Origin of the sequence: Chitinophaga japonensis (assembly GCF_007830125.1) — a bacterium.
Lineage (GTDB): Bacteria > Bacteroidota > Bacteroidia > Chitinophagales > Chitinophagaceae > Chitinophaga > Chitinophaga japonensis.
Map to the genome: position 1 here is coordinate 163534 of NZ_VLLG01000004.1, position 25052 is coordinate 188585.

The window sequence follows — 25052 nt, forward strand, 5'->3', positions numbered from 1 at the left end:
AATTATTTTTTTAACCTTGAAATTTTATACCCCATTTTCCGGGCCCATGCGTCATTCACCTCAACATATGAATTGCAGTGATTACAAGCAGCCATCCAATAGCGCTTATCCATCAGGTCTTCCTTCGTGGATTTACCTTTACGGTGGTGCACACCCTGAGATGTTCCGGTGCATACAGGTGACCTGATCTGGCAGGCCTTCCCTTTCCAGAAAGGCCGTGATTCTTTGGCATATTCCCGGTTGATGGCAGCCCGTTTGACACTTACCGTCCGAATCTTTCTCGGCGGCTTCTTCTCAGGCTTTATCTGACCGTTCTTCAACTGCTGGCGATATTGCATGTATGGTGTCATAAAAACATTCCTAAATTTTTCCGCAGCCGCCGCTCTGCAATGGCGACATATTCCGGGTTCAATTCAAATCCCACATAGCTACGCTGCAGCTTCCTGGCAACCATACCGGTGGTGCCTGCGCCCATGAAAGGGTCCAGAACCGCCCCCCCCTCCGGGCATCCTGCTAATATGCAGATACGTGGCAGTTCTTCCGGGAAGGTGGCAAAGTGAGCCTCATGGAATGGTTTTGTAGATATCGTCCAGACGGAACGCTTGTTCGCACCATAGGCCTGCTGCTCGGCTGTTGTCATCAAATCCCACCGCTCATTGAATCCGGCATGCCGGCGAGAGTGACCACGCTGCTTATCTTTCCTGGGACCACCCACAGCCTTCATGGCACCATTGGTTTTGCCCGGTACCCGCGCTGATCCTTCCTGCTTATCGATATCCTGGGACCAACGCTGCAGTGTAGATGCCGCCGGCGGCTCCCGGATCGCAGCTGCGTTGTAGTAATAGTGGAATCCCCTCCACCTGGGAGTTCTTTCACCGTCATTTGTGTCAATAAACTGAGAAAGATCCGGTGTATTGGACCATTCCCCTGTATCCCGAGCGGTCCAAATAGTTTTTTTCCCAGATTTAGCAAACAGGAAAACATACTCGTGGCTTTTTGTAGTGCGGTCAGTCACGGATTCCGGCATAGGGTTCGGCTTATGCCATATGATGCAGTCCCGCAGGTACCACCCATCGGCCCGGAGGGCAAAGGCAAGCATCCAGGGAATGCCTACCAGGTCTTTTGGCTTCAGGCCGGTTCCGGATTTGACAAACCTCTTTGCCTTACCCATCTCTTCACCCTGCTTCCGCCCAATAAGAGTACTTTTCTCACTATGGTACGCAGCCCCATTGTGTGCATAGCTGTCCCCGATATTCACCCACAGGGTTCCATCATCCCGCAACACTCGCTTTACCTCCCGGAAGACGCCCACCATACCGGCAACATATTCCTCCGGCGTTCCCTCCAATCCCAGCTGGCCATCCACTCCGTAATCCCGCAAACCCCAATAAGGTGGACTGGTCACACAGCAGTTAAAGAAGCTATCAGGGTAGCGCTGCAAGCCGGTACGGCAGTCTTCGTTATGTATGATGTTCAGTTCCATTATGCAATCTCTGATTCTTTTTGTTCAAATATTGCCCCATAACTGGCCTCTATCAGCATGCGTGCCTGGAGTACTTCCGGATGGTTCTCTTCGTGGCTGGCGATGGCCAGTGGATCGTGATTGACGCAGGCGATCACCTGGACGAATTGCTGACCATTGTACCGGGCGCGGTGTATGCCAGAGGTAACACCGCCAGCGCCACAGAAAAGGTCTATGAAATATATCTTCCTCATCCTATAAGCTTTTCCAATTCTCTGATTACTGTATTATAATTCCTGCAGGTGAACCGTATCACCCGCCATCCCAATGCATGTTCCTTATATTGGCCCCCACATATTGCGTTCTTTAGCCCTTTCTCTGGCACGTTCCTTAGCAGCATTATTCACACAAACACTACAGGTGTACCCGTGACCGTCCGGTGTTCTTCTGTCCTTAGGAAATCTTTCTAGTTTTTTTTCTTTTAAACACTTATTACACTTTTTCATCTCTCATTTGTTTTTGTACCGGGTTGTACCGGGTTGTACCGGGTTTGTATACCGGGTTCTTTTCAATACTGTATTGCGTTGTACCGTATATACCAGGTTTTTACATTGAAATTGTACCCCCCCATAGTAAAATGAAAAAAAATTAGAGGGGGTGGTTAATAGAAAAGCCGAAAAAAGCGGTATTCCGGTATGGTCAAACCAGTCGGTATTCCACTTTCCCATTATTTTGGCTGTTTTTTCTAACTTCCAAGCTTTTCCCGAAGTTGTCAGATGCGATTGCCAATGCCTTTTTGAATCGTTTTTGGCTGTAATCCCGGCGCTCCATATCATTAACTCCCAGGAAGTCAGTATAAAGAGTGCCCCCTTCTTTCCATTCAGCACACCCATTGGCGGCATAATCTTGGAACCAGGAGAGAAATTCCTCGCCGAACTGTACCTTTATTTTCTTCTGCCGGTACTGGTCACCTTGCTGTTGTTCATTCACTCCGTTATACAAGTAGTAACGAACGCACCAGAACATGAAGTTGTAGAACCGGTTCCATTCGTCTTGATCCCAATCGTCGAATAACAGGTGTCCGTACTCGTCCAAGGGGGTATGCTGCGTCGAAAAATGGGGAGCAAATTCTACCACCTTGATTCGCCGGCGGGCGTGTTGCGCACTGTCATCAACCGTATAGTTGGTGGTCGCTGCCATCTTCGGGCTATCATCGTAACGAATATATAGTTCATCTTTGTTCTTCTTCTCTACCGTGATCCCTTCTGTGATCATACTGTAAAGCTTTTCTATATCAAATCCTTTCTGCAGGTCCTGAAAGATGATAAGCTTGGTGGAGAGCTTGATGCGTTGCATGGCAAAGCTCTTGTCGGCTTTGAATGTCTTACCATCAATAGTTTCTACTGATAGCATATAGTTGAATGCCTTGGTAAAGATACCTTTGCCCGTACCTCCACCTTTGCTGTCATCGTCCGTTTCTTCCCCAAAAATTGGCATATAGGGCCTTGCCGGGTGTTTGAACTTGTGCAGCATATACCCAATAATGGAGCACATGTATAATATCCGGTCTTTATTACCCGCGCATATTTTGCCGACAAAATCACTGAACTCGCATTCGTAGTCATCCGACAGGTCTACATCCACACGGAAGTCGATAATATCCTCTTTCCAGATAACCTTTCTGATCTCTCCATAACTCCGTAACCTGATAGTATCAGCTTTGATCTCCACCAATCCGTTTTTAAAGGGAAAATAGGCCGTGTCTTTTGTGTCACGAAGAAAGTCAATCTCCACCGGGTGGAGGAACTCAAATAGACCATCTGAAAAAATGTTATTATTTCTATATATGATCTCCAACAGCTGTTCCTTGGTAAATTCTGTTCCCTCCAGGTCATAGTTCATGATATAGTCCTGGGTGAACTTCTTCACCTTTTCACTGCTTACTTCTTCCAGCCTGTTGTTGTCGTTATGGACGAGTTTGAATATTGGACCGCATCGGTCATAGAAGTATAGGCCAAATCCGTTCTCCTCCAGGAACCGGGCGAACCGGGTATAGACAATGCCCAGCTTTTCTTTTTCACTATCCCAGCTCCAGAATTCCATATCCTGATGTAGTTCTTCCTGTTCATGTTGCTCGATAACCGACTTAGCATCGTCCGCGCTCATATCAAAATCACCTGCAAGTTTGCTAACTAGTTTTTCACCCGATACCCCTTCATCTTTTTTTTTACGCAGGTACTTTTTTATTTCCCGGCCGATACGCTTATATGGTTCTCCAAAACCATCCGCGAGTAATCGCCGTGCTGCTTCCTTATAGTCCCCTCCACATTCCAACATGGCATATACAGCGGCCGGCCGGTAACCCTTCATGGACTCAAACTCGCTGGACGTGGTAAAGACCATAAAGAGTCCCATATCCCGGTTATAATCTCCACTACTTTTACTTGTGGTATTACCTGGGCGCAGAAATATTGTTTTTGGCCCCTTTTCGCCCACTATACGCCACCCATGACGTTCCAATAGGCCAATGATATCACCACGCTCATTAAAGTCCTGGAATGGGCTTTTATTGAACGTTTTTTGTTCTACATAGTGCCGGTGATGGCTTACCTCTTCAACGACCTGGTTAAAAGAGCGGGCGCATTCCATGAGTATCTCCCGCTGCCGTTCAGTGATGGTCGGAATATTATAAGGTTTATTCTGTATATAAGTGTATCCATCTGTAGGAGCAGCAATTACATATCCGCCCTCCCCCCGTGTTTCAATCAGCACAAGATATTTTTCATGCGGATTGGCCTTTTTCTCTTCTTCGGTTGCATGCCGCTGGGCCAATTTTTTGTTACCGGTAATGGTTGGGCATCTATACATCAGATGATATCCGCCGGATTTCGTTTTTACGATTACCAGGGATTCAGCTAGTTTTTGATCATTATCAATTATGACCTGCATGAAATCTTCAAACAGTGAGCCCGTAACATCGTATTTGCTGTCTACATCAATAACTTCCAGGTTGCCACTTACGGCGCCACAAACGATAGCCATTCCTTTCGTCTTATGGCTACACAGCATGTGAGATAGTTCTTCTTCAGGTGCTATGCGTTGTTGATACGGCTTCCATGGTTGTACACTCCGCTTGTTGGCATCAGTGGCAATAACGCTAATACCCAGTTTAATATATTCCTTGGCTGATTTTAGTAGCTTGCTCATAGATCGTTAAATTCCTTTTCCTTTTCTCGAATTATCTTATTAAGCTCCCGTTTAACAACTTCAGCGGCCTTTTTATTCAACATCTGCCGTACTGTTGCCGGTAACTTGTCCAGCGCCTTTAGATCAGTGTTGTCGCCATCAAGCCCGGAGGCAACGGTTTCTAGCTCCGTTATGTCCTTTCTAATTGCTTGTGCCTTGTAAAACTTTTCTATTTGCATGCTATGTATTTTTTCACATCCTCCAAGCTGTCAACCACGTAGGCCTCCATCCCTATTTTTCGCAGGTAATCAATCCTTACTTCCTGCAGAGCCTCGCCTTTTTGTACCCCTGTCTTTTTGCATTCGAACCAGACTGTACGTCCCTCCTTGTAGGCATATACATCCGGGTAGCCGTTGTCACTTAGCTGGATTATCTTCAGAACAAACCAACCGTTCTTTTTCAGCCATGATATTATCTTTGTCTGAACTTTTGATTCCCGCATAGCCAAAGTCTTTTTTGAAATATGATAGGGTGTAATCCTTTTTCTGCTGTACCACCTGGTAAATTTTTTCTTCAATACCGCCCTCTGAAAATAGCCAGTATACAGGCGCCTCCTTTACCCTGTCTTTGGTTTGCAGCCTGGCCCGTGACTGCCAATAGGAAAGGGCGCTAAAATCGATATTAAACATCACCAGGGCATCTGCTGTCGAGAGATTCACTCCTTCCCGGCCCGATACGATCTGAGAAATAAAGGTCAGATCACCCCTGCGGTTGAATTCTTCCGGGTCTTCAGTCCACCTGCTGGCAAATGCCACCTTTAGCATGGTACCCTCTGCATTGAACTTGTAGAAAATGGCGATCTTTTGTCCTGCAAAGCGTTCTTTTATTACCCTGGCTTTAGTATCATCAAAACAGATTGCTGTCTTATCTTCGCAGATAACCGTACCGCTGTAAATTTGGTGGCATTTCTGCTGCACCTTAACGGCGGTATCCGCAATCACCTGTTCTCCATTTTTTCCAATATATACCTTGTTCTTTATGATCTTGTTTGCCAGCCAGTAAGTACTAGGTTGCATTTTTACAATGATCACCTCTTCCTGAACAAGTTGTTCAAAGCCGGCATCCTGTTGAGAAAAGCTGATAAATAAATGGGCCGTTTCGCTTTTGATCCGGGCTTCGTCTGCATTGCTGTAGTCTTTAAATTCCCGGTTATACATGTATTTGGTCTGTGGCATCACATAACCACCTTTTACCCAAGAATAGAAAGATTTGTACTCCACCCACGGAGAGTGCGAACTGATGGATAACTGATGATATAGCTGGCTATATGATTCAGGCGTGGGAGTGCCGGAAAGGAAAATAACCGGCTTTCCTTCGCAGATATCCTTTAGCTGTTTAGTTCGTTCCGGCATTGTTGGGAAGCCACCACAGGTGTGCGCCTCGTCAATAATAATGAGGTCATATTGTTTGCGGATGTGGTGTAGAGATTCAAAGTTGATAATGTCAATCATGAATGATGGCGCTAACTTATCATAATCACTTACCACGCTGCTTATTGCCTTCTTTTTAGTGACAAAGAGCACATTTTTAACCTGCATAAGATATGCTGCGTGCATGGAAGTGAGAGACTTCCCAGTCCGCACCTCCATGCTCAAGTAAACCAGGCCATATTTATTTAATATGCCCCGCGCTTGCTCCGCTATTTTTAATTGATAGTCTCTCAGCATTGTCAGAATGGTTTTTCTTCTTCATCTTCAGCTGGCACTTCTTCTATTTTGCTTTCCTTTTCATCATATTGGTTCCAAAGATTCCAGTCCTGATCAGTCATCTTTTCTTCGATCTGTGCGCCAGTATCTTTTCGTGTGAGTGTTTTCATGCCCTGTTTCGGCCTGTGATAAACTACATCGCATGTAACTTCTCTGATCTCGTACCCGTTTGCTACTTTGTCGGATAAACTACCAATGCTGGTTTTAATTGAGGACAGGCGAGAAGAATATTGGCTTGTGGCTGCTTTCTTCTCATTTTCTACATTCACAAACTCTTGATTTTTTGCAGCCAATTCCAGAGACATATCATGAACTTCGACTGCGGAAAAGTCGTAACGCAAGTAGCGCTTTTCTACTTTTGGCAAGATTGATTCAACTGATTTCATTATGTTATAGTTTAAGTGTGTCAGGGAGAGAGATAATACGGGCCTCATATTCAGGGTTAAGGCGGTCCCACAGCCGCTTTATATCGCAGAAATAATCCCACAGATTTTCTGCGCTCATTTCCGGCTCACAGACCTTCCATTTTTTACCCTGCATTGATTTCCCTTTCTTATCTGCTCCGCGCGTGGTAGCATCTGTGTGTAGGACACCGATACGGTCAACTGGTCGTTCAGGATGGTCACTATCCCACATTTTTTTGTAGGCCCCCAACTGGACGTAGTGGGTTTCATATACACCCGATCCGGTTTTTACATCAATCAGCCAAAGTTCATCGTTAATATAGCAGAGCATATCCAGTGTGCCGGCAATGCCCAGCTCGGGGTTTATCTGCTGAAGTTCCGTATGAATAAAGCGCGGGTTATGACTATGGCAAAATTCAGCAAACCGGCATATGTGCTCCCACTCATCAAACCTGAAAGTATTGGCCTTAAGCTCCTTGCCAATAATGAGGTCGCTTATTGCGTTATGAATGATTTTCCCTTTATTGGCAGCTTCTTGGGCTACTCGATCGGCATACAATCCTAGTTGCTTCCACCAGGAAACAAGCTGTGCCGGCTTAGGACAGCCATCTGATATAATAGTGGTAACGGATGGATAGAACTTTTTGCCGTCAAGCGTATAAAACCGGCTGTCCATAAGCATGACCTGCCGTATATCTTCTCTGTGTATTACTGTATTTGCCATGGATTTAAATTTGGGGCAGGCCACGCGTGCCCCAGTGATTAAAATGGAAGATCTTCGCCATCATCTGATCCGTCAGCACCTTCGGCGTCTTCTGCGCCCACGGTTACGGATGTTTCCATTTTTGGGAATACTTGTTCGGTCAAGTACTTTTCAATGAATTCCAGCCTTTTGGTATCATCCCATATTTCTTTCCCTTTTACCTTCAGTTTCTCCATGTCCGGCATACCGTGCGGGTTATCTCTAGTGAAGTACCATTCTATGGACTTATCGCCTCCCTGCTTCAGGTATAATGCCGCTTTCACTTTACCTTCTACCTCTTTTCTCCATGGAGTAAGTTTTACAGCTTTTGATAAGTCTATGTTCGGCAGAGCGAAAAAGAAGGAATAGAAATACCGGGTGCTGAACTTCAACTGCAAAACATATTCGTCATCTACTACTACGTTCAGGTACTTGCCGTATTCCTGATGTTCGTGGATATACATATTGGTTATCTTACCCTCCAAATGATCATACTCCATTTGGTGAACGGTCCTCCCGTTCTCTAATGTGCGTGTTACGCATCCTGGCGTAGATTCTTTCAGTGATTGAGCAATCTTCCCGCTGCCATTAATAGACAAGAATGTTTTGCGCTCATTTTTTGTTAATCCCATTGTTGTTTGTATTTAATTATGAACAATTATTTTTTAAGCCATGATTGATAATGTTCTTCTATCTCAGGGCCCAACATGCGCTTTTCACAAAATGTTTCTATTTCCACCTGTTTATCTAACCACCCCAGATTATTCCACCATTCGTAAAATGAATGTCTAGGTATATCATTGGTTTCCCTGCAGTGTGCTTCAAATTCCGGCCCATAGAATTGCTTGGAATAACAGTAATCATCGTGTTGTCCCTCCAGGTATAGATCAAACTCAAACCATGTCATATCATGATACCGCCAATCTGCGCATCGGATGGCGCCTTCCTTTACTACTGACGGTAGTTTAAAATGATCTGCAAGAGATTTGAATATTTCAGTAATCATGGTATTTGTTTTTACCTGCCTGCGGTTCTCCGCGGGCTTTTTTATTGGGCAGCGATTTCGCGCAGGATACCCAATGCTTCGTCGTTTGATAGGTAGAAGTTTTTGGCATAGTGGGGCATAGTGGCACAGCCAGCAACCCGGGTGCCATGCTCTTTCTCAATTTCTTTCGCTATAGGAGAGATAAGGCAACCCCACCCGGCCCAGCAATGGGTTGTTCCGCAGTGCCAATGACCCATGTCAAAATCAGAAGGCCGAGCAAGAACAGCTTTTGCCACATCTTTTACGAGGGCGCCTTCATCCACCATTTTCGCGCCCAGTCGCTCCCGCAGCATCTCGGCGGCTTCATCCACCAGATCGGTCTTCTCTATTATTTCGCATAGGTCCTCGTTGCTGGGCTCCTGGCCCTTCAGCTGCTCCCCGGCACGGTTGCGCAGGTCTGCATCAGAGCAGAACCGCAGGATGTACCGCAGGTCATAGTTTGATCTACCGATTAATGATTCATTAGACATATTAATGTGTTTTGATGTTAATTATGTGGTGATTAAATAATTCGCTACGATCCATAACCCATAGGCCAGTCCAGCAAGCACAATTGTTCTAATCAAGAAGCCTATGCCGTTATGTGTTTTATGTTGATATTTTTTCATACTGTGTAAAATAACCGGGCCTGTACACCAGGTAAACGACAGGCCCGGTCCTGTCTGTCCGTTGAGATTGATTAATCTGCCTGTTCTGCTTCTCCCGTCAGGGCGGCGCCATCTGCAGGCGCTTCAGTGTTTTCCGCTGGTATACCAATTACCTCCCCCTCTTCAACGCCCTGTTCGGCCAGCTCGGGATTGTTCTTCAGGTCCTCAGCAGTCACTTTGTGATCGATCATTTTTTCGTCCATGTTCTGAATAATTGTTAGTTAATGATCACCTCTGCATCACGGGGAGAGGCGTTACCCGCTGTCAAAATTCTATCCTTATTCTTCCGGTTTCTTTCCGGCAATAGCCCCCATTGTGATGCCCAGGGCAGGCGTGGTGGAAGCTGGGGATTTGAACCCCGTAAGCCCATTGAGGAAAAAATTTAGAAAAAACCTCAATTGCTGCTCCCATGTGCCGGTGACGCCACCGGCAGCGTAAATTCAGATTGCCCACCCTTGCAAGGCTTCATCTTATGGGCTTTACCGTTTTTACTTAATCACCAAAACGTTGAGCCGGTCCCGGATCGCTCCGGTGCAGCGGTTGGGTTATGAGCCGCTACTGCATGCCTCACTGGCTACCGGCTTCCTGTCAGCTTCTGGTAGTGTGCTTTTTCAGTACGCTGTCGCTTGACTTCTCCTGCGTACCACCCAAGAAGATGTAGGGCCCTTCTCCCTGGTAGTTCTATCCGTTCCCGGTGGGCCTTTGAGGCCCTACGCTTACCGAACCGGGAAACCATACACCAAAACAATCTTTCACGTATATCTTCAATCAGCTTTTTAAAACAACCCAGACTTTGGGAAGCCAGCGACGCGAAGTCGCCGGCGTTACTTAAATCTATCCTATATGAAAACCCCAATCTTTAAAAAGCACCTCAACTCCTTAACTCTGTCTGAAAGAACTTTGATCCGAGCCGCGATCTCCGGGAGGTGCTTCTAATGAGGTGTGCCAACAGTTGCCTACTCTGCATCTCGGCTATATTTTATCTCCTGCCGGCACAATATTTTGATTCAAAGAACTAATTCCTTAAGTGACCACTTATTTTTAAAAGTGGCTCGCCCTTCCTCTTCCATCGCTATCATTTCCTGCAACAGAGCCGGGTTGTGCCGCGCGCCGTTACGCAGATCACCAATGCACCCCAACACGCATAACATACAGCTCACGCGATCATTACCCAAGGCATATGCGGGGTGGAAGGGCCACCAATCAGGTATATTACCTGTTTCCTCATACTCATCCCGCGCTATCTCTAACCAGATGTCATCCACACCATAGGTGGCCCATACATCATCCAATTGAAAATTGAAAACAGGATACCAATTAAGGGCCAGCTTCTTACCAGGTTTAAAAGCGTGTATCGCCTCTTCAACAGTCATTCCGTCGTAATAGGTGCTATGCTTCCCTGTGCGTAGGGACAGCGGGGCCTTTTCTGACCTGGCGGTACTTTCCCCAGCGCGTATCCCCTCAGCAGATATAATGAAGTCACCACATCCCGTAAAGAACTTGTTAATAGAGGCACGCTTTAAATCAGATGTACAGTACCGGTTTGAAGAACTGCTCCAGAAAGGTTTGCCGGTCCCCTTAAGCTGGTGCATCCTGCGCTGCCAATAGGCGAGCATATCCAGCCCATCATGCCGGCGCACTACATGCAGCGGTATACCGAACTCCTGCGCCAACCGCTCACACATGCCAATACTATGCGGCCATTCAACCCGGCCAAGATCAGCGTGAATCAATCCAGCTATATCATACCCCCAATTCACCAAAGACCTCACCATTGCCTGTCCGTCTTTACCTCCGGACACACTGGCGTATATCTTTGCGCCCTTGTTGATTGCTATGTTGATTAATTCTATGCTCATTGTTTTGTTTTTTTAATCCCAGCATTGAGATCAGCGCCGGGGTTTGAACTTTAACCATATCCTATGAAAACCAACTGTAGCCTAGATTCCGTTCCTGTAGTACTCTTGCTCTTCCTTTATTTCCTCTTCAAGCTGGCGCCTGTACTGCTCGTACTTTTCATTTTCAAGCGGATCTTCTGCAATAAAGGCCTTATGGAATATGAGCAGAATAGCCAGGAAGCATATGCCAATGCAGCCATAAAGGATAAAGAAGAGTACCATGATTCAGTTTTTTTAGGGGTGACCATTGTAGCTACCGCACCGAGGAGCAGGGCCGCAATGAATTGCTTGGTGCCTTCCGGCAGACCTTGCGAAGTGAAGAGCCAGGATGCGTAGGTCATGGCTGATCGTTTGATTTTGATTCCTTTTGTTCTTGCAACCAGATGACAGGATCACCAACAACTGCTTCTATATCTGCCAGCGTTTCCAGCACATAATTCACTACATCTGATTGTGAAGCCCCGTGACCGCTGTTACGCTTGGGTTCCAGGTCGTAGGCCAGCTTGTTATAGTACTTCTCCGCCTTTTCGGTCAGGAGGGCTTGTAGTTTCTTTTTAGCCATTGTTCGCTGATTTACCTGTGAAGAAATCAGTTACCATCTTGTGGAAGCCCATTTTATACAGGCCGAACAGGGCCAGCGCCGTGCCGGCTATCATGTAGGTAGTGCCGGCGGTAATGATCGTGTGAATGATTTGCGTATCCATGGTATGTGGTTTATTGTGAATCAGATTTTTTCATTTTTGAGGCCTTTTTTATTGCGTCATTATATTCATCCCTGTTGCTGCGTAATGTAGCAATAAGGGCCTTCTTTGCACTTGAATATGTATCATAAGGTCCATCTAGCTGGCAGTCATCCGTCCATTCTTGAATTCCCCATTCAAGAGCGTTTATCACCTTAACTCCCCATTGTTTTCTCATATCAAATGAATTATCTATAGATTATTGAATTGCCTTTCTCAACCAGGTCATCGTAGTCTTCAGCAATAGAAGATTCTGTCTGTCCAAAATCAACATCAGATGCTTGTATAAGATCAAATGCGCTAATAATCTGAAGCTTTTCACCGCTTTCTATGGCTTTACGAAGATGATCTACGTAATCTCTCGCGGCCCATTCTGAAGTATTTGTTTTCATATTAAAGAGGTTTGTGTTTGAGAGGTATTGTTTTTATAGTTGAGCACCAGGTCAGTAGCTATACGCCAGTCCAGGGTGCCGTGTGAATCGCTGTTATTGTGGATGAAATCGTCCAGGGTAACCCAGTTGTAAATCCCTTCATCATCAGAGAGGGCGGGCATCGGGATACGGATCAGCTCCACATCATAGTCAGTAGCATAGCCGAGGTCATACAGGGCTCTTACCAGCTCATCCCGGTTCAGGAAGAGGACGTGGCCAATGTCAGCAGGCACGTCTCCGTACATGATCATCAACCCTGCATCGTTGTAGTGGGTGATCTCCGTTTCAATATCGTGTTCTGTATATTTCACAGTGGTAAGGTTTACTGGTGATCGCTTTTCGGCCCGTATTTCAGATTGTAGTCCAGCCGCACCTGCGCCCGCACTGCTGCCACCTTCGCATCAGGAGCCGGTTCAGCGTGGACACGCTCCGACTGCATATCGATCTTTATTGTTTGTAGGTCCTTCAGTGCCAGTAGCAGTGTCTGCTCTATCACTTCAATGCGTTCTATGGATAGCGCCTGGTCCATGGCAATTACTTTTCAGCAGGTTGGGAAAGGGTGGCGAGAAAGGAGCGGATACGTTCTGCAGTGTCAGGGGTGACGTCAAAACCTTTCGCAGCCCGTTTAATAGTATTCTCGGTTTTTCCTATCGAATCCACTGCAGCGGCCAGTTTTCCCCACCCTACTATTACTTGTGAAAGCTTTTCCTGCTCCTCAATTGTTAATGGAGCCTTAATGGTTCGTTTTTTGTAAGGTTTCTTTATATTTACATTCATGATTGCGTTAACTGGTTTGTTACTGCAATATTATGTGAGATTTCTTACAATAACAAAAATAAAAGTGAGAAATCTTAAAATTTAGATCACATGCAACAAAAACCCTACGCATTAAATGGAATCTAAAAAAGACATTGATTTATTAATCAAAAGAATAAAAGAAGCTACAGGCTTGACGCAAGCAGGAATTGCGAAGAGGATTAATTATAGTAGGGAGTACCTATCTCAGGCGAAGAAAAATAGCACTGACAGTTTGTATGATATACTGGAAAAGGAATTTTATAGCGAGCTGAATAAAATAGAAAAGCCCTCTCGTCCTGGCGATCCATCAAACAGGGAGAGGGCTATGCTTAAAGTTCTTTGGCAGCGGATGGCGAAGCAGGAGGCGGAGCGCTTGGGTATTCCTGTTGATAAGGCGATGGAGGAAATGGAGCGCGATACCATGATAGCTTGGTCTGATCTGGAACGATAGGGTTAACATTATTTTTTTTGGACCGCTTTCCGGTGCGGGTTTTCGTACTCTTTTTATTGGACATGACAATGAGTGATTTAGGTTAAAAAAGTTGCTGGAGAGCACAATGATGGCGCTGGTGGGGCTAAGGGATTTAGGTGTTCGGTTTCAGGTTGATAATTACGTTTTCATCATGGTCAGATTAGAGGGTGAATAAATATTCCCCCATAAACAGGGGATAGCAATATTAAAAAATTACTACGCATTGTATATGGTATCAGTGCTAAAATGGAACAAAAGTGTTAGCAAAAGTTAACTGGATGTAAATATTAACCACCCAAATAAGCTTTATGAAAAAAGTACTCCTATTTATCCTGCTTGCGCTGCCGGCATCCTGTTGGGCTCAGAAATATTACGTGCCGCTGAGTGAAGACCGTATTGAGCAACCATTGATAGACAGGCTGCTGGAAACAAAGCACCAAATAGTATTTAAGGAAGATAGTGCAGACTATATAATTCGGTCAATGATTACCTACCAAGCTCTTTCATCCGCAAAAGGCTATATAGTTATCACCGACAAGTCCGGGCAAATTGTGGCAAAGTCTAAAGAATATGGCTCATTGGGTTCCTCGTGGAATACCTCTCCTGGAAGTGCAGTGATTAAGAAAATTGCAAACAAGAACTTACTGAAGATCATTTCATCACTTTAGGTAATAAATTCACTTATGAAAAAAATTATATTACTTGCCCTTATACTACTCCCTGGAGCTGCGTTTGCTCAGAAGTTCTATGTTGAAAAGTCTAACAACGGTGCTGAGCAAGTTGTAATCAATAAACTACTGGAAAGGAATTTTAAAGTCACATTTAGAGCTGACAGTGCTGATTACATTATTAGACCAAATATTGTAGGTAAATCAATGGGCAGGGCAAAAGGGAATATCCTGATTATTAATTCAAAAACAGGTAGCGTAGTTGCATCCACAAAAGAAATGTGGGGGAGTGCCAGGATTACCAATGGCTTTGATAACCCTACTGCCGACGCATTGAGAAAGATCTGCAAGAAATATTTAGAAAGAGAGCTGACTAAGATCACTGAGAGTGATGTATACTCTTCAAGCAAATGATATGATCAGTGAAATGCTTTATCACTTTTATTTTCCGCTGTTTTGTTCCCCGGAACAGCGCCCGGAACAAAACAGTGGGCAAAAGTTAAAATGAAAGAAAAAAATATTTATAAGGTTCTTACAAGCAATTTAGATTATAACCGGCAGGGTAGGGGTAGCATTCTACGGATCAGAAGGTTTCAGGTTTGAATCCTGACGGAGTCACAAAAAGAGCTTCAACGAAAGTTGAGGCTTTTTTATTTGTGGAGAGTGGGGGATGATCCGATTTAAAAAGGTTATAAATTGTTTATTTTCAATTATTTATAGTAGTTCTTTTCCAGCAAAAACGATCAATCTTTTTTATCTTTAGGCTTACTGATTGATCTCTTATGAAGATAGTATTTTTCAGGAGTATTGGGTTAATAACGGAAGTTAAGAAAAATTAAGATGTAATAAATAAATAGGCCCTTTGACAAACTAAAGAGAGGCTATTTGAATACCTATGCAAAAATCACGAACCTGGGAGAGGGTGGTCCAGCCTTTTCCAATAACTGTTATCCACATTTCTGCCATGATTAACTCTACCTTACTAAGTTATGCCTATTTATTATCAAAAAAACTGTCCATTTCGTCCCTGAATTTATTAATTCCCTCTCTCTCTTTCCGCCAAGCAGGCGAATTTATAACCAAAGCGTCAGCTTCGGATAACGGTAGCTTTAGCCCCATAACAATTGCTGATGTACAATCTATAGGGGAAGCCCCGGCTTTTTTCATCTCCATGATGGCATTTTCTATATTCTCCTTGTTTTTGCTACTATCCTGATCTTGACAAAAAGCCTTGAAGATTTTAATATAGGTTTGCTGGGTATTGCCGTCTAAGCCTCTCATCTTACTTCTTCAAATCTTTCACATAATCAGAAATATACTTTTCTACAGGGTGGGCAGTGCCTGTTATATGTAAACTACCATCAAATTTATTAACAATAATAGGTGCATTCCCCCCGAGGGCGTCCAAAATATCACCGGTCTTCAAATATTCTTTAGATTGATAAAAAAAGACCCATCCGTATTCAAATTCGATTACATCGTCTAACAACAGTTCTAATTCCAATGGGGGTGTTACCCTAACAGAATGTAAATATTCCCTTGCGATATTTATTGCATCATCTAACGTAATCATACTCATTACTGTGCTGTGTTTTTAAATAATAACTGTTTAAAACTCTCATCTTTCATCAAAGTTTCGGGATTTAATATTCTCTCACCTATCCCTTTCCGAAAATCAACAAACTGCACTACGCCGTTTTGCTTCGTGACATTAAAAAAGTGACCTATTTTGCCTGGTCCTCTATCACCAAATATAACTCCTGTTGCCCCATCCTCCAATTTGCTCATCACATTCATAATTGATTTTGTGGAGGTATGGGCTGTTATTCCTTCTGTACCACCAAACCAATTAAAGAAGCCTCGTACAGAAGTGACTCCATGATTCAATGCTGAAGCAGGATTCCCTTTTAGCGATGCATCTCCCGCAATTGTACATCCAGCACAATTATCGGCACCTCTTAAGGGATTAATATCTCTAGATCCACCTACTTTCACTTCCGCTGATAGCCCTTTTAGCTCAACCTTTAGAAGTAATCCAGAGCCAACTAGGTTCGCTGTTGCACCAGCAACCTTAAGTCCCCTGTTGAATTTTTCCTGAGCTACCCCAAGTTCATTATATCTATATGATATCTCCCCAGCCGAGAAATATTGCGATTGTTGTTTGCCACCGATGTCTGAATAATCATATCTCGCATAGTCCCCTTTTCCCACTTCTGGGTCAAACTCGAAAAATGAAAATGTTCCGCCTGTGGGCAATTTGTGGGCTGCAACCATTAACTTCGCTATACTTTCCTTTGTTGTTTCAGGCTTTATGCCAAAAAATGACAGAGTATTCGAAGTGCCTTTTGCTTGTTTGTAATCATCCGATATGACTTTCGCTACAGTTTCCCCATTCGATACTGTATAGGAGAACGTCCTAACATGCTTTTCAGCTCCCTCTACATCGATGCTTCTAATAACATCATTTTCTGCATAGGTACTATTCCAGGGGTATTCAGCACTCAAAGGGTCTACAGACAAGAATCTACCCAATCTTGGATCATAAATCCTCATCCCATAATCCTGCTGATTTCCTTCCCCCTTTATCTCATTATCATTCTCCTTCCCATTATAACCATATCTATACTTATCGCCAGCACTATAATGCCGGCCCGGCTGTAACATCCCGAACGGATAGTAGTCGTTTGCACTGACCACATCTGCATTATAATAATCTACAACACCATCCGTATTTTCATCTACGCTTTTCTTCTTGTCACTTACCACCGCCATCACATTGCCCCGATGGTCGGTGAGCTCATACACTTTCTTCCCGCGCATAAAGGAAACGCTGTAGGCAAAACCCAGTCCCGGCAAATAAGATATTTCCGAGGTTTCCTCCCCATAGGCATTAGCTATTAACTGCTCTGTATGTTTTTCCGCGGGCACTATCAGGCTGCTGATCTTATCGCTGACGGCATTTTGCTGCTCCTGTAAGTTTACCAGGTCATTCCGTATTTGCCGCTGGCTCGCCGCCCAGGATGCCGGCCTATATAAACTGGAATCCAGCTTGTGCAGCCAGCTTATATATTGCTGTCGGTTATCTACAGCCTGCTGCCATTGTAGCTCCAGCCAGCCCGGTACAATAAGAACACATCCTCCTTTTCCTGTAATAAAGTGGCATATTTACCCGGCTTCAAGGGCACGCTGTCCATCAATGCTCCCTCCTGGTCATAAACAAACAACCTGTCGGGAGACTGCCGCCGTAACACTATCCTGTAGGCTCCCGCCATCGGGTCAGTATTATAGTATTCCGTACTGTCTGCCTTCCTGATCATGGCCCTGGCTAGCTCCCGCCGGGTACGGCTGCTGTCATTGCGGTATTTCCACAAGCGCCGGGGCGATCTGCTGTCAAATACCCGCAACCGCAGGCATATCCCTTTCATGAGCCCTTCGATAGCCATCAGCTTTTGCAGGGTGGTTTCTGCTGATTTCACCGCCGGGGCGCTAAATATAACGCGGTTGTTATGGGCGGTGTCTTCCAGGGCTGCTTTACCATGCAGCCGGTACAGGAGTTCCGCCTGTTCTATATAGTAAAGGCTTTCATAACAGTAATTCCGGTAAAAAGAAAACGGGGCAAGTGTACCAGCAGCAAACTGGTTATATCCATCCTCCCTAAGCTGTATAGCATCAAAAGCTGCACCATGACAGGTGAACTACTTCAATTGCCGGGTAATGTCATCCAGTACCGCGCGTCTGTACATCAAGCCCAAGGGTAGGCTCATCTAAAAACAAAACCTTTGGGTCGTGTAGAATACCCCGTGCTATTTCTACTCTTCTGCGCATCTCCCCCTGAAAAGTTCCGCACAAATTCATTTTTGCGGCTAAGAAGTCCTATAGAATCCAGCAGTTTTTCGATCTTCTGCTTCCTTTCGGCAGGCGGAACCTTATACAATACAGCGTGATAGTAAAGGTTTTCGTAAGCCGTAAGGTCCTCATCTAAGGTAGAGTCCTGAAAAATGATCCCTATCGATTCACGTACCTGCTTTTTCTCTTTGGTCACATCAAAACCATTAATCTTCACCTGGCCGCCTGACGGACTTGTTATCGTTGTCATTATTTTAATGCATGTAGATTTTCCTGCACCATTGGGACCCAGGAAAGCGAAAATATCATTTTCCTCCACTGAAAAACTGATGTGGTCTATAGCTTGTTTTAAGATAGGCCTGTTGGGTGCATAACCTGGCGGGCCTTTTTATTACCATTATCTTGTTTCCCGTTGTCCATTCTCCATTCTCTATTTCATACAACCTGTCGGGTTCGTTTGCGTCGAAAGCGCAACCCGACAGGTTGTATTTTAACTAATCCACTTATCAATAAACGCCTTAAAGGTATTCCGGTACTGTTCTCCAATGGTGATCTCCATTTTGTCGATGAACAGGGAGTTCTTACCGACTGCGCTGATCTTGTCGAGCGATACAATGAACGAGCGGTGAACCCGCATGAATTTAGTCGCCGGTAGTCTTTCTTCGAGTGTTTTTAAAGAGGTGAGTGACAGCACAGGTTGGTGGGGCGGCCCCAGGTGCAAGCGTACATAATCCTTTACGCCTTCTATATACAAAATGTCTTTGTAATTTACCCGCACCCATTGGTATTCTACCTTTATAAAAATGGCATCTTCTTCGGCAGCAGCAGTGGTAGTTGCCGGCGTTGCCGATTCTACCAGGTGCAATGCTTTGGTAGCTGCGCGCAAAAACTCTTCGTAATTAAATGGCTTTAGTAAATAGTCGACCGCGTTTACTTTGTATCCTTCAATGGCGTAGTGATTGTAGGCTGTAGTAAAAATGACCTTAGGCAATGGTTGTGGCTGTTGCTGCATCCAGCGGGCCAGTTCCAGACCGCTGAAGTTGGGCATGTTGATGTCGAGAAAAAGCAGGTCGGCCGGTTTTTTCCTGATCAATTGCATGGCCTCTACCGCACTGCCGCAACTGCCTTCGAGTTGCAAAAAGGGCGTTTGTTTTATCAGTGTCTCCACCAGCTTTAAGGCCAGCGGCTCGTCGTCTACTACTATACATTTAAGTATTGTCATGGCGCCAGGTCAATTTTGAGGTTAACTTCGTATCTCCCGTCACTGTTAAGTCCTGCTTGTAATTGATGCCGCTGAGGATATAATAATTGTAACCGGCGTTCGGTATTGGTCAATCCTATGCCACCCTCACCCGGTTCATTGGTTTTCTTTTCAAATACGCTGTTGGTGACCTGTAGTTGTAATTGAGTACCCTTTTGGTGTAGCCTGATGATGATCTCGCTTTTGACCGTCGCATCCACGCCATGTTTAAAAGCGTTTTCGATAAAGGGCAATAACAACATCGGTGCTATAGGATAATCGATCAGTTTATCGGAGATGTCGGTAACGATGGTTACTTTGTCGGTAGACCGTAGCCGCATCAAAGATATATAGTTCTTTAAAAAGTCTACTTCTTCCAGCAGGGTGGTATTTTCATCGCCATTGCCGTACAGCAGGTAGCGCATCATGCGGCTGAGCGTGTGCAAGGCTTTGCGCGAATCTTCTACATCAATATAGGTAAGTGAGTAAATGCTGTTGAGCGAATTGAAAAAGAAGTGTGGGTTGATCTGTATTTTCAACATAGCCAGCTCTGCCACGGCTTTGTCCTGCTCCAACTGTTGTTTGTGTTGAGCGGCCTGTTGCCAGTACCGCAGCATGGCCCAACTGATGCTGATGCCCATTACGAGCAGCGTCATCATAAAAACAAAGAAGTCGAAGTATTTGTCATGATCCCTTTTGTCGCCAAACAGGGCCGACATTCTTTCATGCATATTGGTGTCTGTGTTGTAGATGTATGACACTACCTGGGTGATGAGCATGATCACCAGGCTCCAGACCACAAACGAACCTGCTTTTGATTTAATAATGGTGCGGGGAACTATTATTAAAGCATTGATGTAGAATATGCATATCATCATGAACAGTACCACCGATTGCCATACCCAAAAAAAGGTAGGGATGGGTACATGCCAGCTATAGGGGACATAATACAACAGCAGCGAGCCCAGCAAGATCCAACTGAGCGTATGCAACCCTATGGTGAGGTATGGTTTAAAAAAGCCTGCTGAGAGCATTTTATACGTGTAATTTATGAAAGCAAGTTACGGTTTATTTGGATGTGCCTGGGGCGCCACTCCTTCAAAACTGGCTGTCAGTCCCTTAAAGCGGTCTTTTAGTCGATTAATCGCAGGGCATCTGTTTACTGTAAGTAGCTACTATATAAATAAGGGATGTAGGCAGGTTTATCGATTCAGCCGCGGTGCCGGTCGATCAACATATAATACCCCCTGGAATGTAGTTTTCTTTACATCTGTAAAGTAAAGACAATTTAAAGATTTCATTATGAACGAACATAGCGCATCGATTTTTACCTGCATGGCTTTAGCGATCGTCATTGCCGGCAGCAACTGTAAGAATAAACAAGCAGGACAACAGCCGCCGATGGGCATGGCTGGCAGTAAAGAACCACAGCAATACAGCGTGTTACAGATAACTGCACAGCCGGTAAGCGTGCATACCGATTATCCCGCCACCCTGCAGGGCGAGGAAGTGGTGGAAATAAGACCCAAGATCGAAGGCTACCTGGAAGAACAATATGTGGATGAAGGCGCCCGGGTAAAGCGCGGACAAAAACTGTTTCGCATCAGCAATCCGCAATATGAGCAGGAATTGCGCAGTGCAGAAGCCGGTGTGAATACGGCGCAAGCTGATATAAAGTCGGCCGAGCTGACCGTGAACAAAACAAAGCCACTGGTTGAAAAAGAGATTATCAGTAAATATGAGCTCGACGCGGCTGAGTATACGCTGCAATCGAAAAAAGCAGCATTAGCGCAGGCGCAGGCCACCCTGGCCAATGCCCGGGCAAACCTGGGGTATACCATTATTACCAGCCCTTCCAACGGTATCATTGGCACCATACCTTATAAAAAAGGGAGCCTGGTAAGCAGTACCTCTACCGACCCGCTCACTACCTTGTCGGCAGACAAAGGCATCTATGCCTACTTTGCGTTCAACGAAAAACAGTTGCTGGAGTTTAACCGCACGTTCAAAGGCGCTACCGTTCAGGATAAACTGCGCAACCTGCCTGCTGTACAGTTGGTGCTGGCAGACGGTACGCTGTATAACCAAACTGGTAAGGTAGAAACCGCCAGCGGGTTACTGACCACTGAAACAGGTTCTTCTAACTTTAGGGCTACATTCCCCAACCCCGATGCGTTGTTGAAAAGCGGTGGAAGCGCCATCGTTCGCATTCCCCGAAGTATTAATGACGCCTTACTGATCCCCCAAAGTGCTACTTACGAGCTGCAGGACAAACGCCTGGTGTATACCGTAGGTAACGATAACAAGGTGTTGAGTAAAGCTATTATTACCACGCCTACCGACGATGGAAAGTTCTTTATCGTAACCGATGGACTGGCCAATGGTGATAAGATCGTGCTGGATGGATTGACCAGTTTGAAAGACAGTATGGCCATTAAGCCTGCTATGGCGAACCCTCAAACTATTTACTCCGCCCTTGTAAAGTAATTGTGATGAAAAAAAAGTCAACGTTCTTTAAAGTATTTATCGACCGGCCCGTGCTCAGCACCGTTATTTCGGTGATCATTGTGTTGCTGGGTATTTTGGGTATGATATCCCTGCCGGTGGCGCAGTATCCCGATATTACGCCGCCCACCGTACAGGTGTCGGCCTCGTATACCGGCGCCAATGCCGATGTGGTATTAAAAAGCGTGATCGTTCCGTTGGAAGAACAGATCAATGGTGTGGAAGGCATGACCTATATGACCTCCAGCGCTACCAATGAAGGTACTGGTACTATTAGTGTATATTTTAAAGTGGGTACCGATCCCGATATGGCGGCGGTGAACGTACAGAACCGCGTATCTACCGCCAGTAGTTTGTTACCGCAGGAGGTAACGCAGGCGGGTGTAACCGTAAAGAAACGACAAAGCAGTAACCTGCTGATCACTGCCATTTATAGCGATAACCCAGCCTACGATCAGAACTTTTTACAGAACTATGCCGAGATAAACATATTACCCCGTTTAAAACGTATCAACGGGGTGGGCGATGCTTCCGCTTTCGGCTCGCGTCAATATTCCATGCGTATATGGCTGAAGCCCGATGTGATGGCGATATACGGACTGATACCGCAGGATATTACCGATGCGCTGAGCGAACAGAACGTTGATGCCGCACCGGGTAAATTTGGTGAGAACGGCGATCAGAGCTTTCAATATGTAATTAAGTACGCAGGCCGTTTACAATCGGCTGAACAGTTTGGAAACATCATTATCAAATCTGCCGGTAAGGGGCAGTTGCTGCGGCTGAAAGATGTGGCCCGTATTGAACTGGGGGCGCAAAACTATAGCTCAGTATCAGTGGTAAATGGTAAACCCACGGTAAATATTTCGGTAAGCCAGGTAGCAGGCGCCAATGCACAAAAAGTGATCGAGGAAGCGATAAAAGTGCTGAACGATGCGGCCACCACGTATCCTTCAGGTTTGCACAATACCAACCTGGTTAACATAAATAAATTCCTGGATGCTTCTATTGAAAAAGTGATCCATACGCTGATAGAATGTTTCCTGCTGGTGTTCCTGGTGATCTTTATCTTTTTGCAGGACTTCCGCAGCACCATTATTCATGGGGTGTCTGTGCCGGTGGCTATTTCGGGTACCTTCTTCTTCCTGTATTTATTTGGATACAGTATCAACTTGCTTACGCTGTTTGCGTTGGTACTGGCGATCGGTATAGTGGTGGATGATGCCATTGTGGTGGTGGAAGCCGTGCACGCCAAGCTGGAGGAAGGATATACCTCGCCGCGAAAGGCGGCCATCGATGCGATGTCGGAGATCTCTACCGCCATCGTATCTATTACGCTGGTAATGGCGGCGGTGTTTGTACCGGTAACTTTTATCAGTGGTTCAACTGGTGTGTTCTATCAACAGTTTGGTATAACACTGGCCATCGCTATTATGATCTCGGCGGTGAATGCGTTAACGTTGTGTCCTGCCCTCGCTGCCTTGTTCTTAAAACCACCTCATCACACCTCCGATCTACCCGAGCATAAAAAGAAAGGCTTCCGTTATCGTTTTGGAGTAGCATTCAATGCGAGTTATGATAACCTGTTGGGTAAATATAAAAAGTCGATCCACTTCCTGGGAGGCAAAAGGTGGATTGTAATAATTGCCATAGCCCTATTTGGCGGAACCTTTTATTACATGCTCAAGAAAACGCCTTCGAGTTTTGTGCCCAACGAAGACATGGGCACCATTTTCGTAAACATCAGCCTGCCGCCCGCTTCTTCGCTGGAACGTACTACTGCTGTTGCTGATAAAGTAGACAGCATTGTGCGTACCATACCCCAAGTGAACAATGCGCTGCGTATGGCGGGGCAAAACTTCCTGGCCGGCAGTGGTAGCGCCTACGCCATGGAGATCCTTGAGTTGAAGAACTGGAGCGATCGCAAAGGCGTTAGCAATGAAGATGTGATCAAAACAATGCGTCAGAAAATGGCTGGTATTAAAGACGCCAACATTATATATATGTCGCTGCCCACCATTACCGGTTTTGGCGCTAGTGGTGGTTTTGAGTTTCAGTTGCAGGACAAAGGCGGACATACTACTGCTGAGTTTTACAAGGTGGCGCAGAGCTTTTTGGCCGAGCTGAATAAACGTTCCGAAATACAATATGCAGCAACGGCATTCAATCCCAACTTTCCGCAATACCAGATGGACATAAACATTGCCAAGTGTAAGGAGGCGGGTATCAGCGTTAGTTCGCTGTTAAGCACTATGCAGATCTATTATGGCGCTTCCTACGCCAGCAACTTTAACCAGTATGGTAAACAATACCGCGTATTGGTGCAGGCAGATACCAGTTATCGTGCCAATGTAGAAGGATTGAATAAAATATATGTACGCACCAGCGATGGCAAGAACATGGCGCCTGTTACCGAGTTCATTAGTATGAAGCGTGTGTATGGCCCGGAAAGTATCTCGCGGTTTAACCTGTTCAGTTCTATTTCGGTGAGCGGCGCACCCGATGCAGGGCACAGTACCGGCGAGGCATTGCAGGCTATTAAAGACGTAGCGGCTAAAACATTGCCGGCTGGTTATGGTTACGAATTTTCGGGCATCAGCCGCGAAGAAGAGAACAGTGGTTCGCAGTCGGCCTACATTTTCTTACTGTGTTTGGTGTTTGTATACTTTTTATTGAGTGCGCAGTACGAAAGTTACATATTGCCATTGGCGGTGATACTATCATTACCTGTAGGTTTGAGTGGGGTGTTTATGTTCGTGAATTTGTTTGGATTGGATAACAACATCTATGTACAGATCACGCTGGTGATGCTGATCGGTTTGCTGGCCAAGAATGCGATCCTGATCGTAGAGTTTGCGTTGCAACGCCGCCGGCATGGATTATCGATCTACCAGGCGGCACTGGAAGGGGCCGAAGCGCGGTTACGACCTATCTTAATGACCTCCTTTGCCTTTGTGTTCGGGTTGTTGCCGCTGATATTCTCCACCGGGGCAGGCGCTAATGGTAATAAGTCGATCGGCGTAGGCTCTATAGGCGGTATGCTGGTAGGTACCTTGCTGGGTGTGTTTGTGATACCGGTGCTGTTTATGATCTTCCAGGGTTTGCAGGAAAAGGTGAGCGGTCCGCCAAAAGACCACGATAAAGACGATGAAGAAGAAGAGGAAGAGAACAATAACAAGGAGCAACAACAATCATAAACAAA

Annotated in this window: 34 protein-coding genes; 5 read left to right on the forward strand and 29 right to left on the reverse strand. The window is 45.4% G+C overall.

The genetic code is table 11. The annotated features are described in order from the left end of the window. Positions 1-2: 2 nt before the first annotated feature. The 21 genes from LX66_RS17725 to LX66_RS17820 form a co-directional block, all read right to left on the reverse strand. Complete coding sequence (locus LX66_RS17725) at positions 3-350, reverse strand: hypothetical protein (RefSeq protein ID WP_145716045.1); 348 nt, start codon at positions 348-350, stop codon at positions 3-5. Further along, the gene (locus LX66_RS17730) at positions 347-1483 is read right to left on the reverse strand and encodes a DNA-methyltransferase (protein WP_145716047.1); all 1137 of its coding nucleotides are present in this window, start codon (positions 1481-1483) and stop codon (positions 347-349) included. The genes LX66_RS17725 and LX66_RS17730 overlap by 4 nt, the downstream gene beginning before the upstream one ends. Beyond that, positions 1483-1716, reverse strand: a complete 234-nt coding sequence (locus LX66_RS17735) for a DNA cytosine methyltransferase (protein WP_145716049.1) — start codon at positions 1714-1716, stop codon at positions 1483-1485. Before LX66_RS17735 ends, LX66_RS17730 begins: the two co-directional genes overlap by 1 nt. Positions 1717-2161: 445 nt before the next feature. Continuing rightward, a complete protein-coding gene (locus tag LX66_RS17740) occupies positions 2162-4669 on the reverse strand; it encodes a bifunctional DNA primase/polymerase (protein WP_145716051.1) in 2508 nt (835 codons plus the stop codon). Then, positions 4666-4887 carry a hypothetical protein gene (locus tag LX66_RS17745; RefSeq protein WP_145716053.1) on the reverse strand — a complete coding sequence of 74 codons (222 nt, stop codon included), beginning with the start codon at positions 4885-4887 and terminating at the stop codon, positions 4666-4668. The genes LX66_RS17740 and LX66_RS17745 overlap by 4 nt, the downstream gene beginning before the upstream one ends. Before the next feature lie 177 nt (positions 4888-5064). Continuing rightward, on the reverse strand, positions 5065-6375 hold the full coding sequence (locus LX66_RS17755; protein WP_145716057.1) for an SNF2-related protein: 1311 nt from the start codon (positions 6373-6375) through the stop codon (positions 5065-5067). Positions 6376-6377: 2 nt separating this feature from the next. Then, positions 6378-6800, reverse strand: coding sequence for a hypothetical protein (locus LX66_RS17760; RefSeq protein ID WP_145716058.1), 423 nt, complete (start codon positions 6798-6800; stop codon positions 6378-6380). Positions 6801-6804: 4 nt separating this feature from the next. Continuing rightward, positions 6805-7542: a hypothetical protein gene (locus LX66_RS17765; RefSeq protein ID WP_145716061.1), complete on the reverse strand. Its 738-nt coding sequence runs from the start codon at positions 7540-7542 to the stop codon at positions 6805-6807. Positions 7543-7580: 38 nt separating this feature from the next. Then, positions 7581-8192: a hypothetical protein gene (locus LX66_RS17770; protein WP_145716062.1), complete on the reverse strand. Its 612-nt coding sequence runs from the start codon at positions 8190-8192 to the stop codon at positions 7581-7583. A gap of 26 nt (positions 8193-8218) precedes the next feature. Beyond that, the gene (locus tag LX66_RS17775) at positions 8219-8566 is read right to left on the reverse strand and encodes a hypothetical protein (protein WP_145716064.1); all 348 of its coding nucleotides are present in this window, start codon (positions 8564-8566) and stop codon (positions 8219-8221) included. 41 nt (positions 8567-8607) lie between these two features. After that, the gene (locus LX66_RS17780; RefSeq protein WP_145716066.1) at positions 8608-9075 is read right to left on the reverse strand and encodes a hypothetical protein; all 468 of its coding nucleotides are present in this window, start codon (positions 9073-9075) and stop codon (positions 8608-8610) included. 209 nt (positions 9076-9284) lie between these two features. Beyond that, positions 9285-9455, reverse strand: a complete 171-nt coding sequence (locus tag LX66_RS28185) for a hypothetical protein (RefSeq protein ID WP_158642669.1) — start codon at positions 9453-9455, stop codon at positions 9285-9287. A gap of 804 nt (positions 9456-10259) precedes the next feature. After that, positions 10260-11111 carry a phosphoadenosine phosphosulfate reductase domain-containing protein gene (locus LX66_RS17785; RefSeq protein WP_145716068.1) on the reverse strand — a complete coding sequence of 284 codons (852 nt, stop codon included), beginning with the start codon at positions 11109-11111 and terminating at the stop codon, positions 10260-10262. Positions 11112-11192: 81 nt separating this feature from the next. Continuing rightward, a complete protein-coding gene (locus tag LX66_RS17790; protein ID WP_145716071.1) occupies positions 11193-11372 on the reverse strand; it encodes a hypothetical protein in 180 nt (59 codons plus the stop codon). A 115-nt stretch (positions 11373-11487) separates the two neighbouring features. Next, positions 11488-11712, reverse strand: a complete 225-nt coding sequence (locus LX66_RS17795; RefSeq protein ID WP_145716073.1) for a hypothetical protein — start codon at positions 11710-11712, stop codon at positions 11488-11490. After that, positions 11705-11854, reverse strand: a complete 150-nt coding sequence (locus LX66_RS28190) for a hypothetical protein (RefSeq protein WP_158642670.1) — start codon at positions 11852-11854, stop codon at positions 11705-11707. Before LX66_RS28190 ends, LX66_RS17795 begins: the two co-directional genes overlap by 8 nt. Positions 11855-11864: 10 nt before the next feature. Continuing rightward, positions 11865-12068, reverse strand: coding sequence for a hypothetical protein (locus LX66_RS17800; protein WP_145716075.1), 204 nt, complete (start codon positions 12066-12068; stop codon positions 11865-11867). 10 nt (positions 12069-12078) lie between these two features. Further along, a complete protein-coding gene (locus LX66_RS17805; protein WP_145716077.1) occupies positions 12079-12282 on the reverse strand; it encodes a hypothetical protein in 204 nt (67 codons plus the stop codon). Next, entirely contained in the window at positions 12279-12632 is a 354-nt protein-coding gene (locus tag LX66_RS17810; protein WP_145716079.1) for a hypothetical protein, read from the reverse strand. Before LX66_RS17810 ends, LX66_RS17805 begins: the two co-directional genes overlap by 4 nt. 11 nt (positions 12633-12643) lie before the next feature. After that, positions 12644-12850: a hypothetical protein gene (locus tag LX66_RS17815; RefSeq protein WP_145716081.1), complete on the reverse strand. Its 207-nt coding sequence runs from the start codon at positions 12848-12850 to the stop codon at positions 12644-12646. Positions 12851-12855: 5 nt separating this feature from the next. After that, complete coding sequence (locus LX66_RS17820; protein ID WP_145716083.1) at positions 12856-13098, reverse strand: hypothetical protein; 243 nt, start codon at positions 13096-13098, stop codon at positions 12856-12858. Positions 13099-13213: 115 nt separating this feature from the next. Between LX66_RS17820 and LX66_RS17825 the strand changes: the two genes are divergently transcribed. The 3 genes from LX66_RS17825 to LX66_RS17835 all read left to right on the forward strand — a co-directional run bounded on the left by LX66_RS17825 (position 13214) and on the right by LX66_RS17835 (position 14673). Continuing rightward, entirely contained in the window at positions 13214-13570 is a 357-nt protein-coding gene (locus tag LX66_RS17825; RefSeq protein ID WP_145716085.1) for a helix-turn-helix domain-containing protein, read from the forward strand. Between the two features lie 329 nt (positions 13571-13899). Continuing rightward, complete coding sequence (locus LX66_RS17830; protein ID WP_145716087.1) at positions 13900-14259, forward strand: hypothetical protein; 360 nt, start codon at positions 13900-13902, stop codon at positions 14257-14259. Between the two features lie 15 nt (positions 14260-14274). Continuing rightward, positions 14275-14673 carry a hypothetical protein gene (locus LX66_RS17835; RefSeq protein ID WP_145716089.1) on the forward strand — a complete coding sequence of 133 codons (399 nt, stop codon included), beginning with the start codon at positions 14275-14277 and terminating at the stop codon, positions 14671-14673. Positions 14674-15252: 579 nt separating this feature from the next. Here the strand turns inward: LX66_RS17835 and LX66_RS17840 are convergent. From LX66_RS17840 to LX66_RS17870, 8 genes are all read right to left on the reverse strand, one after another. Continuing rightward, on the reverse strand, positions 15253-15540 hold the full coding sequence (locus tag LX66_RS17840) for a hypothetical protein (RefSeq protein WP_145716091.1): 288 nt from the start codon (positions 15538-15540) through the stop codon (positions 15253-15255). A 1-nt stretch (position 15541) separates the two neighbouring features. Next, positions 15542-15838: a YrhB domain-containing protein gene (locus tag LX66_RS17845; protein ID WP_145716093.1), complete on the reverse strand. Its 297-nt coding sequence runs from the start codon at positions 15836-15838 to the stop codon at positions 15542-15544. Then, complete coding sequence (locus LX66_RS17850) at positions 15838-17187, reverse strand: RHS repeat-associated core domain-containing protein (RefSeq protein WP_145716094.1); 1350 nt, start codon at positions 17185-17187, stop codon at positions 15838-15840. The genes LX66_RS17845 and LX66_RS17850 overlap by 1 nt, the downstream gene beginning before the upstream one ends. Positions 17188-17342: 155 nt before the next feature. After that, on the reverse strand, positions 17343-17735 hold the full coding sequence (locus LX66_RS17855; protein ID WP_145716096.1) for a hypothetical protein: 393 nt from the start codon (positions 17733-17735) through the stop codon (positions 17343-17345). Between the two features lie 241 nt (positions 17736-17976). Then, positions 17977-18054: a hypothetical protein gene (locus LX66_RS28645; protein ID WP_407643604.1), complete on the reverse strand. Its 78-nt coding sequence runs from the start codon at positions 18052-18054 to the stop codon at positions 17977-17979. Continuing rightward, positions 18020-18460, reverse strand: coding sequence for an ATP-binding cassette domain-containing protein (locus tag LX66_RS17860; RefSeq protein ID WP_317130585.1), 441 nt, complete (start codon positions 18458-18460; stop codon positions 18020-18022). Before LX66_RS17860 ends, LX66_RS28645 begins: the two co-directional genes overlap by 35 nt. Before the next feature lie 135 nt (positions 18461-18595). Beyond that, entirely contained in the window at positions 18596-19327 is a 732-nt protein-coding gene (locus LX66_RS17865) for a LytR/AlgR family response regulator transcription factor (RefSeq protein ID WP_145716098.1), read from the reverse strand. Next, complete coding sequence (locus tag LX66_RS17870) at positions 19324-20379, reverse strand: sensor histidine kinase (protein WP_145716100.1); 1056 nt, start codon at positions 20377-20379, stop codon at positions 19324-19326. The genes LX66_RS17865 and LX66_RS17870 overlap by 4 nt, the downstream gene beginning before the upstream one ends. A 268-nt stretch (positions 20380-20647) precedes the next feature. On the opposite strand from LX66_RS17870, the gene LX66_RS17875 reads away from it, so the two are divergent. Continuing rightward, complete coding sequence (locus LX66_RS17875; RefSeq protein WP_211366357.1) at positions 20648-21832, forward strand: efflux RND transporter periplasmic adaptor subunit; 1185 nt, start codon at positions 20648-20650, stop codon at positions 21830-21832. A 5-nt stretch (positions 21833-21837) separates the two neighbouring features. After that, positions 21838-25047: an efflux RND transporter permease subunit gene (locus tag LX66_RS17880; RefSeq protein ID WP_145716102.1), complete on the forward strand. Its 3210-nt coding sequence runs from the start codon at positions 21838-21840 to the stop codon at positions 25045-25047. Positions 25048-25052 lie beyond the last annotated feature (5 nt).